Origin of the sequence: Flavobacterium sp. YO64 (assembly GCF_004119505.1) — a bacterium.
Classification (GTDB): Bacteria; Bacteroidota; Bacteroidia; order Flavobacteriales; family Flavobacteriaceae; genus Flavobacterium; species Flavobacterium oncorhynchi.
Window position 1 is genome coordinate 39,064 of record NZ_NRQV01000008.1, and the last position, 12,986, is coordinate 52,049.

Below are 12,986 nucleotides of genomic sequence, written 5' to 3' on the forward strand. Positions count from 1 at the left end.
TTCTGGTTTCTTGTTTTTTTTCTTATACGTCAATTAGGTTCATGTTTTACTGTAAATAACTTATTATGAATAAAAGTCCCCTTTTTATACTTTTAATAACTTGCCTATTCTCAGGATGTGGAGCTTATTTTAACCAGCCAGTAGGAGTTCAAAAGGCAGTATTTGGAGAAAATACTCCTGCAACTACCGCATTAGTCGATATGCCTAAACCTAAAGAACAAATTGTTGTTGGGGTTTACAAATTTAAAGATCAGACCGGGCAGTATAAAGCTACTGAGTTAGGAAGTACTTTTAGTACCGCGGTTACTCAAGGTGCAACTTCGATTTTAATTAAAGCGCTGGAAGACTCTAAGTGGTTTATACCTATAGAGCGTGAAAACCTGGGTAATCTTTTAAATGAACGAAATATTATCCGTTCGACACGTCAGGAATATGCCTCAAAAACAGAAGCTAATGAAGCCGTTTTAACGCCGCTTTTATTTGCGGGCGTTTTGCTTGAGGGTGGAATTATTTCTTATGATACTAATATTATTACAGGTGGTTTTGGTGCAAGATACTTTGGTGCGGGTGGTTCTACTCGTTACAGACAAGATCGTGTAACAGTATATTTAAGGTTGGTTTCAACTTCTAACGGAAAAATCTTAAATACGGTTTATGTTTCTAAAACTATTTTGTCTCAAAGTGTAGATGCGAGTTTATTTCGATATGTAAATCTAAACCGACTTTTAGAAGTAGAAACCGGTTTTACTCGAAACGAACCTATTCAATTAGCAGTAACAGAAGCAATAGAAAAAGCTGTTGAAGGTCTTATTGTAGACGGAATTAAAGATAAACTATGGGAAGTAAATGCTCCTCAGAATAAAATTGATGCTTTTGTTGCTGAATATGATAAAGAAAAAAGCGAAGCCGATTTGGCACAATTATACAATCGAAATTTAAGCGAAAGAAGAGCCCGTTTTGGATTGGAAGCTTCTGGAGGAGTTGCCTTAATGCAGGGTGATTATGCGAATCCAGTTCCGAAACCGCTGATTAGAGGTGCTGCAAAATTTTTCTTTACACCAACATTTGCATTAAGTGCTTCATCAAATGCATTTTGGCTGGCAAACAAAAATAAGCTCGATGCTGGGTATGTTTCTTTAGACCTCAATTTAGAATGTTTAATCTTACCTCGTGATGTATTTACCCCTTATATTTTTGCTGGAACTGGGGTTGAGTTCAATAAAAAATACGAAAACATAGCTAGTAAAGTTCAGTTTGGCGGCGGAGTCGAATATCTCGCAACAAATTATCTAGGAATAAAAGCCTTTGGCGAGTTTAATGTTCCCTTTAGTGATAATGTTGATTATTTAGTCAGCGGCGTTCGAGATGATTACTATTGGCGGTTTGGTTTAGGATTGACCTATTATTTCCCAAAAAGTTATAAGTACAAGAAGAAATAATAAAACCTCGTGATATTTCCAGGTTCTTTATAAAATGATTACAGGAGTAAATACAATGTAAGTTTAATAAAATTATGTCTCAAATGAAAATAGGATTAAAAATTTTGGCGTGCTTTATTCTTTTGATGTCTTGTAGTGAAGAACAAGTTGACGACACAGGAACAGCAGTAGTAAAAGGAAGAGTTGTTGATATTCGAACCTACGAAGGGATCGCAAATGCCCGAGTTTTATCGAGCCCAACAACAAGCACTGTATTCTCAGATAAAGATGGTTACTTTATTATGGAAAAAGTACCAGTAGGAAAATATTCTTTTCAAGCGCAGAAAGATGGATTTATCGCCAGATTTCAACCCGCTACAGTTGAAAAAGATGTTCCAGTAGAAATTATTTTTGAGTTAGAAGTATCTACAGCAAATAATAAACCGCCTGAAATTCCTACGCTTACAGCTCCTTTGGATAATGCTACTTCTCAGGCTTTAAGTTTAGATTTAACTTGGACCTCGACTGATCCAGAAAAAGATCCAATGACATTTCAAGTTACCGTTAAAAACGGAACGACTGACGAAGTTAAAACGTATTCTGATCTTAAGGCTACAACTTTAAAAATTACAGGTTTAGATTATAGTACAAAATACTATTGGCAAGTATCGGCAAATGACGGAATCAATAAACCTACAAATAGTGCAATAACGTCTTTTACAACATTAGCATTTCCAAATCCGAGATATTTATATGTTAAAAAAGTAAAAAATAATAATGTCATTTATACTGCAGATGAAGCTGGAAACGAGCTTCAGTTGTCACCGTCATCAGTTAATAGTTACAGGCCGAGAAAAAATTTAAGTATCAATCGAATTGCTTACATAAGTTCTGACGGTTCATTAAATCAAATTTTCACCATGAATCCCGATGGTACAGATGTGAAAAAAGTGACCAACTTTATTCCAATCGCTGGATTTAATATGGATCATGTTAATTATTGCTGGAGTACAAACGGTAGACAGATAATTTATCCTAATTTTGATCAGCTCCTTCGTATAGACTCAGATGGTTCAGGTTTAGTCCAGATATTTAAAACGCCTAATGGTAAGTTTATATCAGAGTGCGAATGGAGTCAGGACGGCAGTCAGATTGTACTAAAAGTAAATGACGCCTCGGGTTATAATGTCGAAATATATGCTATAAATATGGCTGGAGATGTCTTGTATCAAATACTTTCTGGAGAAAAAGGCGCTGCGAGCGGTCTTGGTATTACGATCGATAATAGTAAAGTAGTTTATACCAAAGATGTTTCTGGTTTCGAAAATTCGACCTACAGACGATTAGATTCTAGAATATTTATTTATACAGTAGCAACAAATACTTCGGCAGAATTAGACACTCAAAAAGAGAATGGTTTTAATGATTTAGACGTCAAATTCTCACCAAACGAAGCAAAAGTCATCTTTGTTAATACGTCGAATGATGGATTATCTGCTAAAAACATTCAAACAGCAAGTATATCTGATAGTTCAACAAGGACAACTCTATTCCAAAACGCAGCGATGCCGGATTGGAAATAAACTTAAAAGACCAATTTTTTCAAAATAGTTAATCAGGGGAAATCGGCAGAAATTAGATTCTGCCGATTTTTTTGTGAATCATATAATCGAATAAGTCAAAGAATTAAAAAAAGGGATTATCTTTGCACCACATCAACACAAACTAATTTTCATGAGTTCAGATTCTAGCAAAAGATATGCACAAAGAGGTGTTTCGGCATCAAAAGAAGACGTACATAACGCTATAAAAAATATTGACAAAGGCTTGTTTCCGCAGGCATTTTGTAAAATTGTACCAGATTACTTAACGCAAGATTCAGAGCATTGCTTGATTATGCATGCAGATGGAGCAGGTACAAAATCATCTTTGGCCTATATGTACTGGAAAGAAACTGGAGATATTTCAGTTTGGAAAGGCATTGCTCAAGATGCTTTAATTATGAATATTGACGATTTATTATGTGTTGGAGCTACAGATAATATTTTGCTTTCCTCTACAATTGGAAGAAACAAAAATTTAATTCCTGCTGAAGTTATTTCGGCAATTATAAACGGAACAGAAGAATTAATCAACGAATTAAAATCATTTGGAGTAACTATTCACTCAACAGGTGGTGAAACTGCAGATGTTGGAGATGTTGTACGCACAATAATTGTAGACTCGACAGTTACGGCTCGTATGAAACGCAGCGATGTTGTAGATAATGCTAATATTAAAGCTGGTGATGTAATTGTTGGTTTAGCTTCTTTTGGTCAGGCAGCTTACGAAAAAGGATATAACGGCGGAATGGGAAGCAACGGTTTAACTTCTGCACGTCATGATGTTTTTGGGAAATATTTGGCTAAAAAATATCCAGAAAGTTACGATGCGGCAGTTCCAGAAGAATTAATTTATTCAGGTCAGGTTAGTTTAACTGATGAAGTTGAAAACAGCCCAATAAATGCTGGACAATTAGTGCTTTCTCCAACGAGAACGTATGCACCAATTATCAAGAAAATTTTAGATACTTATACACCAAACGATATTCACGGAATGGTGCATTGCAGTGGAGGCGCTCAAACTAAAATTTTACATTTCGTAAAAGATTTACACATTATAAAAGACAATTTATTTCCAGTTCCGCCATTGTTCAAGTTAATTCAAGAACAGTCAAAAACAGATTGGAAAGAAATGTATCAAGTTTTCAACTGCGGTCACCGTATGGAAATTTATGTTCCTGAGAATATTGCACAAGATATTATTGCCATTTCGAAATCATTTAATGTTGATGCACAAATCGTAGGTAGAGTAGAAGCAGCTGATGCTAAAAAACTAACAATTACCAGCGAATACGGAACATTCGAATATTAAAATAATTCACCATATAAGTGGTATAAGTTCATTTTAGTTACTTTTCAAGCGATTTTAATATGATCTTATATCACTTATATGTTTTAAAAACACTTCATTATGTACGAACTGCTTTTTTGGAGATATTTAGACGAAATTTACCTAAACCATCATGAGGTTTACGAAGCTCTTGTTGAAAAAGAAGGAGTTATCGGCCTAGAGAAACTTCCTGTTGAGGTAATTATAAATCGCATTAATTCTGTTTTTTCAAAATGGGAAAGAATTGATGAAAACAGCTGGAAAAATAATGCAGGAAAAGGAGCTTTTCAAGTTATTACAACCCCGCAAAGTGTCAAAATAGATTGTTATGGCACGGAAGGAAAAACCATGAATCAATTGGTCGATTTGATGCTGGAATTTAAATGTCCGCTTTACGATCCGCAAGTTCCAGAGCGTTATGATGAAATGAGTGAATAAGTTTCATTTATTGTAAAAAGGGAGATGAGAAAAGTACTCGTTTTTGTTTGTTGTATTATTTTAAGTATTATTGCGGCTTCGCTTTTTGGTATTTTACACAATCAGTTCACATACACAATTTCTGATGAATTTTTCACCCAAGTTTTGTTTGAAAGATTTGGTTTTGTAGAATATGGCAGAAATACTCCAAGACTAACTGCTTCAATAATTGGCGTGTGGTCTGTTTGGTGGATTGGTTTATTTGCTGGACTTATCTTTGGTTTTGTTGGATTCTTTAGTTCTAATACAAAAGAAATGATAAGAAGTATTACAGGTGCAATTATTATAATGTTGACTACAACAGTAATAATTGGTTTATTAGGATTATGTTACGGGTTTTTAGGTTTTTCGAATTTAGAGTCAAATTGTTGCTTTCCTCTTCAAATTATAAATGTAAAAAATCTAATTTCAGTTTCAGAAATGCATAGTTTTAGTTACGCAGGAGGAGGAATAGGTGCTGTGATTGCGGTTTTATGGCAAATCAAAAAAATCAAAAATAAAGTTCGAATTAATTAAATCTCCTTGAAAATTTATAAAAAAGCTAACTATGACTGTTTCCAATTTTTCTTTTTCAGATACTTTAATTTTAGAAGATGAGGTTGTTTTATTGCGATCACTTCAAGAATCAGATGTCGAAAATTTATTAGAAATATCACTTAATGAACCTGAAACATGGAAATATTCGTTAATTGGTGCTGATGGTAAAGAAAATTTGATCAAATACATTCAGTTCGCTGTAAAAGCGAGAGAAAATCAAAAAGAGTTTCCTTTTATTGTTTTTGATAAAAAAGCTCAAAAATACGCAGGTTCAACCCGTTTTTACGATATTAATCTCGAATATAAAACACTTCAATTGGGGTATACTTGGTACGGTTCTGCTTTTAGAGGAACAGGACTTAATAAACACTGCAAGTTTTTACTGCTTCAATTTGCTTTTGAAACTTTAGGAATGGAGCGTGTAGAATTTCGCGCAGACAACAATAACGAAAGAAGTGTGGCCGCAATGAAAAGTATTGGCTGTAAAGTCGAAGGCGTTTTGCGCAGTCATATGCCAACAGCAAACAGCACTGTTCGCCGTGATTCTATTGTTTTGAGTATTTTAAGAAACGAATGGTTTGATGAGGTAAAAGAAAATCTAAAACAAAAGTTATAATTTTAATTTACCTTTTATCCATCCTTCAATAATAAATTTTGCTCTTTTCTTATTTTGACAACTAATTGGTCAATGAAAGTTTTTATTTTTTGAGGTAATAAGTTCCAATTTGCATCCTTTTTAAAGCTTCTGCAATAATCTAGATCACATTCTACAGAACGAATTACATACTTTTTGTTGTTGTAAACCGTAATAATTTTTACACGTCTTATTTCGTTGTATTCCGTTCTTGTTCCGTAAACAATGACAGGATCTATATATCCGTCGCCATCAAGATCTTTTGTGCTGCAATATTTTGTCCAGAACCAAATATTGGTTTCTTTAGGTGAATAGTCTTCAAGTAAATCATTTATTTTCCATTTTTCTAAAAATCCGCCGTGATCATTAAGTACACAAACGGCTTGAATTTTTGTATTTAAAGTGTCTTTCGATATCGCTTTCTGATTTTCGGCTAAAATCAATTCGTAAACACCGCCTTTGTCTTTATATTCAAATGCTCGATAGATTGGGAAATCTGAAAGCTGGTTTAGTTCCTTTTGAATTATTTGTTCTTTTGATAATCTGCTGCTTTCAGCCTTTTGAGAGAAACAAAAAAGAGAGTTTAAAACAAAGAATATAAAGAATATTTTTTTCATACATTGATTTTTATAAAAAGTAAAGGTATCTAGATAAAGTCAAAATAAAGACAAATATTTCATAGGAATTTACTATTATGTGCAGCTCTAATTATTTGAGATATTTACTATTAACTCGTTGAGTGCAAACAATATTAATTTTATTGATAATTCTAAAGGTTAAGGTAGTAGAATTGACGTTGAATAAAATGAATTTTTTGGAGAAAGAATAATATATTTGAATAAATTAAGATTATTTGCAAATGAGCATTCAAAAAATTCCTTTAACAAAAGAAGAAAAAGTTATTCTTAAGAGCAGATTTAGAGCACATGTTTTTGCAATTATTTTTGTAGTTCTTCCTGTGTGCATTTTGCTATTTTGTATAATTGAGAGTTTAATTGATCAAATTTTGTTGTCTAATTATGATTTCATGTTTTTTTTCGGATCAGCATTTGTAATTTTCCCCTCCTTTTTTTTTATCAAATACGTTGTGCCTTTTTACACAGAATCTTATAAAAACAGTAAGCAAGAAAATAAATGGGTAATAAAAACACGTGTTTTAAATATTAAAACAAATTATCATAAAAGCACAACAGGACTTGGTTATAATAAAATCAAAAAGTTAAATGCTGTTGATGAATTTACAACAGACCTTGGTTTCAGTATTAATTCAAATAATGCATTTATTGGTAATCCAAAAAATAGTTTGCAAAACGCAATTGTAACTATTGGTTCAATGTTAGAAATTCATTGTCTCGATGACAATTGTACTCAAATTTTAGTTTTTAAGAAAATTGAATAATACCAGTATCAAATTTTAAAACCAGAAACAGGTCTGCTTTTTTAAAGGATTTTTTTTTAAAATTTCCCTTCATGTTTCTTATCAATAACTGATTTAAATTCTAAGTTACAGTTTAAAGAACTTTTAATTTTGAATAATTACCCCAACGAATCACCATTACTTTAAATGAAAATTAGCTTGTCAAAAAGTAATGAAATTAATAAATAAGAAAAACTATAAAATGACTAAAATAAACTTCAAAAATTGTCTTTTCGGAATATCAATTTTGCTGCTTGTTTTTTCCAACACTATAAACGGACAAAAGAAAGCAAGCGGAAAACAAAATCTTATTCAGTATGTAGATCCAATGATTGGAACTGCAAAAATGGGGCATACTTACCCTGGAGCAACAGTTCCTTTTGGAAGCGTACAATTAAGCCCCGAAACCGATACAATTGCTTACAGTTTAAACGGAAAATATAATGGTGAAGTTTATAAATACTGTGCCGGCTATCAGTATGAAGATAAAACGATTGTAGGCTTTAGTCATACTCATTTCAGCGGAACTGGGCATTCAGATTTAGGTGATTTTTTAATTATGCCAACAACAGGAAAATTACAATTAAATCCAGGTGTTGCATCAAAACCTTTATCGGGCTATAGATCGGCATTTTCTCATTCGACAGAAAAAGCAGAACCAGCTTATTACAGTGTTTTTCTAGAAGATCATAAAATAAAAGCAGAACTTACAGCAACAACTCGTGTTGGAATGCACCAATACACATTTCCAAAATCCGATGAAGCACATATAATTCTGGATTTAACATCTGGAATTTATAATTATGATAAAAAAAATGTCTGGACTTTTGTTCGTATAGAAAATGATACGTTAATAACAGGATACCGTCAGACAAATGGATGGGCGAGAACCAGAACGGTTTACTTTGCTATGTCTTTCAATAAACCAATTAAAAGTTACGGACAGGCAGCACAAGAAAAAAGTGTGTACAGAGGTTTTTGGGGAAGATTTGATCAAACGAAAAACTTCCCAGAAATGGCAGGTCAGAACCTAAAATTGTTTTTTGATTTTGATACGAATGAAGGCGAAAAAATCAAAATAAAAATGGCTTTATCTCCTGTTAGTTCCGCTGGAGCATTAGAAAACATGAAAAAAGAAACACCTGATTGGGATTTTGAAAAAGTAAAAAGACAAAGTCAGGACGTTTGGAATAAAGAATTGAATAAAATTCAGATCGAAACCATTCAAAAAGAAGATTTAGTAAATTTTTACACTGCAATGTATCATGCATTTTTAGGCCCAACCGAATACATGGATTTAAATGGAAATTATAAAGGTTTGGATATGAATGTTCATAAAGCCGAAAACTTTACCAATTATACCAGTTATTCACTTTGGGATACGTATCGTGCTTTGCATCCGTTATTTAATATTGTACAGCCAAAAAGAAATGCTGATATGGTAAGTTCAATGCTCGCACATTCAGATCAAAGTGTTCATAAAATGCTTCCAATCTGGTCGCATTATGCAAACGAAAATTGGTGTATGATTGGATATCATTCTGTTTCAGTTATAGCAGATGCGATTGTAAAAGGAAATATTAGTTTTGATGCTGAAAAAGCGCTTCAGGCTTGTGTAAATACTGCAAAAGTGCCGTATTATGATGGTTTAGAATTTTACATGAACAAAGGATATGTTCCAGAAGACAAAAGCGGTGCTTCGGTTTCTAAAACTTTAGAATATGCTTATGATGACTGGGCAATTGCGCAAGCTGCAAAGAAATTGGGTAAAACAGAAGTTTACGATGAATTTATGAATAGATCGAAAAATTATAAAAACGTCTATGATGAAAAAACAGGTTTTATGCGTCCGAAATTAAACGATGGAACCTTTAAGAAAGAGTTTGATCCGCTTGACACGCACGGCCAAGGTTTTATTGAAGGAAATTCTTGGAATTACAGCTTGTACGTTCCACAAGATCCTGCTGATATGATTAAATTGATGGGCGGAAATGAGCAATTTAAAGTTCGTTTAGATTCGTTATTCAACATGCATCTTCCGGACAAATATTTTGAGAATACAGAAGACATTACAAGAGAAGGAATAATTGGGAATTATGTTCATGGAAATGAGCCTTCGCATCACGTTGTATACTTGTATAATTGGACAGATTCTCCTTGGAAAGCTCAAGATAAAATTAGAATGATCTTGAAAAAAATGTACAGAAATGGTGCTGATGGTTTAGGAGGAAATGATGATTTCGGACAAATGAGTGCTTGGTATATTTTTAGCAGTTTAGGATTTTATACAGTCGCTCCAGGTTCTGATGAATATGCATTAGGAAGTCCGTTGCTGAAAAATGCTGTTTTAAATTTAGAAAACGGAAAAACTTTCGAAGTAGAAACCGTAAACCAATCTGATAAAAATGTATTTGTGAACAAAGTTTTGCTGAACGGAAAACAATTAGAAAGACCGTTTTTAAAACATGCTGATGTTATGAATGGCGGGAAAATAACATTTTATATGAGTTCAAAACCGAATAAGAAACAATATTAAAATTAGTTTTATGTTTGTCACCCTGAGCGTAGTCGAAGGGTTTTTATAACGAAAATGGGCTTAGACTACGCTCAGCCTGACAGAAGTTAATAAATGAGCCAAACGGTGTAATATTAAAATTCGTGAAAATTTGTGTAATTCGTGGCGGAACAACAAAAAAGTTCCCGAAATTTGCACTTCAAATAAAGACAATCAATATGAAAATAAATTTAAAATCAGGAATTGATAAACTGCTTTTCGGGATGAAGCAGAACGATGTAACAGCAGCTCTAGGAAAACCTGATAAAAACTATAACGACGAAGATGATAATGTAATTTTTGTATATAATGCATACAAAATGAGATTAACATTTTATCAAGAAGAAGACTTGAAATTAGGCTATATAGTGGCTTCTAGTAATGATTTAGAAGTTTTTGGGTTCAAGTTAATCGGAAAAAAAATTGCTGATGTAAAGAAAGATTTTGCTGCAAAAGGAATAACAAAATATAACCAAGAAACTTTTGATACGTTTGAAAATTATTTCAATGAAGACAATTGGTTTATTCTTCAAACAGAATTTGACGAAGTAGTGAAATTCGAAATTGGAGCAATCATCAATGATAAAGATGAATTTGCATGGAAATTTCCAGTGAAGAAATAAACTCTTTTTTGTCAGGCTGAGCAGAGTCGAAGCCCAACTCAGTGCTAATTTAACTTGCGATGGCTTCGAATCCGCTCAGCCTGACAAACTACAGTATAAAAAAAACCGCAATCACTTGTCGGTTTTTTTGTTTTTATTCAAAAGGAATTAACCTTTCAGCCATGCATTTTTAAGCTTTTCTTTTGAAGCATCAGTAGCTTTAAAAGTTTCAGATTCTTCGTAAGGCAGTTTTACAGTTCCTTTTATAGTTTCTTCTTTACCGCCGCGTTTAATTTTTAAAGTAATTGGATCGTTTTCTTTCCAATTTTCACTTTCTGTAATCAAATCATAAATGTTATCTAAATTATATGATTTGTTGTTTACAGCTAAAATTTTATCTCCGCCTTTCAGGTTTAAGTTCTTGAAAAATTCAAGAGATTCTGATTCAGGACGAACAGCAATTTCTTTAGTCGCTTTGTCGATAGTAATATTTGGAATTTGTCCTTTAATGAAAGCATTTCCAGGTTTTTTCTCTGTTGCTTTTGAAACACCAACTTTAGCTAAATAAAAATCGTAAGGAATTGGCGTTGTACCTGCTACATATTTGTTTAAGAATTCTCCAACTTCAGGATACGTTAATGAAGTGATTTTAGCGAATAATTCATTGTCATTAAATGGTTTGTCAACACCGTATTCGCTAGATAATTTATGCATTAAATCAAGAATTCCTCTTTCTCCATTGCTTTTTTCTCTAATAATAATGTCAATACACATACCAATTAAAGCTCCTTTTTGGTAGACATTTAAATATTGATCTTTGTAAGGCTGTTCTAAAACATTGGCACTCATTTTAGTAAAAGACATTGTATCGTCTAAACTTTTAGACTGCTCAATTTTGTCTGCAATACGACTGTAAAACTCACCTTCGTTAATTAAACCTTGATTGATTTGAAAAAGATTCGCAAAATATTCTGTTACACCTTCATACATCCATAAATGCTCAGACATTTTTGGTGCATTATAGTCAAAATACTGTATTTCTTTTGAGTGAATAGTTAATGGCGTTACGATATGAAAAAACTCATGAGAAACAACATCTTTCATTGATTCTACCAGTTTTTCTTTAGGCATTGATTCTGGCAATACTACCGTAGTAACTGTTGGATGCTCTAATGCTCCAAAACCGTGTGCATCATCTTTTGCTAAGGTTGATAAATATAATAAAACAGTATATTTTTTATTTGCATTTACTTTTCCTAAAAAGTTTTTCTGCGCGGTCATCATTGTTTTCATTTCCGGCGTAATACTTTCGGCAGTAAATTTTCCAGTTGGCGAGTAAACAGCAATTAAAATATCCATTCCATTTACATTAAACTCAGTATAATCCGGTTTAGAATACATAATTGGATTTTCGACTAAAACAGCATAACGCGGAGTTGTAAAAACATCGCTTGTTTTGCTTGGGTCCTGATCTGTCATAGAAGTTGCTCCCCAAAGTGTTTCAGGATGCGTAATAGTAACTTTATAAGGAATCTCTAATTTATCTTGAAAATACCCAACAAATCCATGTGTATTTACTAGAAAATTAACTCCTGCATTGATGTTGGTACCTGCAGGCGAGAAAATATCGTCATTACCAAAACCAGTTCCTTTTTCAGTATCAAAAGTATCATTAACTAAGTAGGTAATTTTTTTTAATGCTTTTGCGTTCGAAATAGACCATGAGTTATCGTCAATTCTTTTAACAGTTAAAGCATTTCCTTTTGCATCAAAAGCTTTAAAGTCTTCTGAGTTTTTTCCGTAATTATCAGTAGAATAAGTTCCTGGAACAGTTTTCGGAATGCTGTAAACAATCTCGTCTGTTTTGATTTGAGGAGGAGTTACCGTTACTAAAACTTTGTCGTCTTTTACATCTACAAGATTGATGTTAACATCTACAACATTGCTTTTTCCTGCTGAAGTACTTCCAGTTTTACAGCTCCAAAGTGTTATAGCAAGAGCTAAAGTGTAAAGTATTTTTTTCATTTGTTTAAGTTTAGATATACGTATTTGACTAAAAAAAGTAAAAATGTTACAATAAATTAAAAATATAAAAAAAACTCCTGACGCTCAGGAGTTTTAATTTAGTCGAATTTGTTTTTTATATAATATTTGCCATCTAAATCTTCATCAAAATCATCAATTTTAACGGGTTTCGGTTTTGGTTTATTGGCAATGGCTTTCTTTTTCCACATCTCAAATTTTTCAAGAGGCATTTTCTTCTTCATGATTTCAAGAACTTCTTTTTCTGCCAACCCAAATTCTTTTTTTATGACTTCAAATGGATTTTTTTCTTCTAAGGCTAATGAAACAAGCTTCTCGGTTTGTTCCCAATTCAATTCTTTGCGGTTACTCTTTTTCATCTCGTGAAAATTAA

The 12,986-nt window shown here is 32.8% G+C and carries 12 protein-coding genes; 9 read left to right on the forward strand and 3 right to left on the reverse strand.

Annotation, left to right across the window (positions count from 1 at the left end):
* Window positions 1-65 precede the first annotated feature (65 nt).
* The 6 genes from BOW57_RS07470 to BOW57_RS07495 all read left to right on the forward strand — a co-directional run bounded on the left by BOW57_RS07470 (window position 66) and on the right by BOW57_RS07495 (window position 5,979).
* A complete protein-coding gene (locus BOW57_RS07470) occupies window positions 66-1,439 on the forward strand; it encodes a CsgG/HfaB family protein (RefSeq protein ID WP_129024136.1) in 1,374 nt (457 codons plus the stop codon).
* An 83-nt stretch (window positions 1,440-1,522) separates the two neighbouring features.
* The gene (locus BOW57_RS07475) at window positions 1,523-3,001 is read left to right on the forward strand and encodes a carboxypeptidase regulatory-like domain-containing protein (protein WP_241686535.1); all 1,479 of its coding nucleotides are present in this window, start codon (window positions 1,523-1,525) and stop codon (window positions 2,999-3,001) included.
* A 151-nt stretch (window positions 3,002-3,152) separates the two neighbouring features.
* Window positions 3,153-4,331, forward strand: a complete 1,179-nt coding sequence (locus BOW57_RS07480) for an AIR synthase related protein (RefSeq protein ID WP_129053601.1) — start codon at window positions 3,153-3,155, stop codon at window positions 4,329-4,331.
* 99 nt (window positions 4,332-4,430) lie between these two features.
* A complete protein-coding gene (locus tag BOW57_RS07485; protein ID WP_089055166.1) occupies window positions 4,431-4,787 on the forward strand; it encodes a hypothetical protein in 357 nt (118 codons plus the stop codon).
* A 24-nt stretch (window positions 4,788-4,811) separates the two neighbouring features.
* Entirely contained in the window at window positions 4,812-5,342 is a 531-nt protein-coding gene (locus BOW57_RS07490) for a hypothetical protein (RefSeq protein ID WP_129053602.1), read from the forward strand.
* A gap of 31 nt (window positions 5,343-5,373) precedes the next feature.
* Window positions 5,374-5,979 (forward strand): GNAT family N-acetyltransferase, encoded by a 606-nt coding sequence (locus BOW57_RS07495; protein WP_129053603.1) that lies wholly within the window; start codon window positions 5,374-5,376, stop codon window positions 5,977-5,979.
* Between the two features lie 14 nt (window positions 5,980-5,993).
* On the opposite strand, the gene BOW57_RS07500 is transcribed toward BOW57_RS07495, so the two are convergent.
* Complete coding sequence (locus BOW57_RS07500; protein WP_129053604.1) at window positions 5,994-6,614, reverse strand: M949_RS01915 family surface polysaccharide biosynthesis protein; 621 nt, start codon at window positions 6,612-6,614, stop codon at window positions 5,994-5,996.
* Between the two features lie 242 nt (window positions 6,615-6,856).
* Here BOW57_RS07500 and BOW57_RS07505 point away from each other — a divergent pair, with 242 nt between their 5' ends.
* The 3 genes from BOW57_RS07505 (at window position 6,857) to BOW57_RS07515 (ending at window position 10,591) form a co-directional block, all read left to right on the forward strand.
* Window positions 6,857-7,396, forward strand: a complete 540-nt coding sequence (locus tag BOW57_RS07505) for a hypothetical protein (RefSeq protein WP_129053605.1) — start codon at window positions 6,857-6,859, stop codon at window positions 7,394-7,396.
* A gap of 220 nt (window positions 7,397-7,616) precedes the next feature.
* Entirely contained in the window at window positions 7,617-9,950 is a 2,334-nt protein-coding gene (locus tag BOW57_RS07510) for a GH92 family glycosyl hydrolase (RefSeq protein ID WP_129053695.1), read from the forward strand.
* A 197-nt stretch (window positions 9,951-10,147) separates the two neighbouring features.
* Window positions 10,148-10,591 (forward strand): hypothetical protein, encoded by a 444-nt coding sequence (locus BOW57_RS07515; RefSeq protein WP_129053606.1) that lies wholly within the window; start codon window positions 10,148-10,150, stop codon window positions 10,589-10,591.
* A gap of 147 nt (window positions 10,592-10,738) precedes the next feature.
* On the opposite strand, the gene BOW57_RS07520 is transcribed toward BOW57_RS07515, so the two are convergent.
* Complete coding sequence (locus tag BOW57_RS07520; RefSeq protein WP_129053607.1) at window positions 10,739-12,595, reverse strand: peptidase M61; 1,857 nt, start codon at window positions 12,593-12,595, stop codon at window positions 10,739-10,741.
* A 98-nt stretch (window positions 12,596-12,693) separates the two neighbouring features.
* The gene (locus tag BOW57_RS07525) at window positions 12,694-12,972 is read right to left on the reverse strand and encodes a DUF2805 domain-containing protein (protein WP_089055159.1); all 279 of its coding nucleotides are present in this window, start codon (window positions 12,970-12,972) and stop codon (window positions 12,694-12,696) included.
* Window positions 12,973-12,986 lie beyond the last annotated feature (14 nt).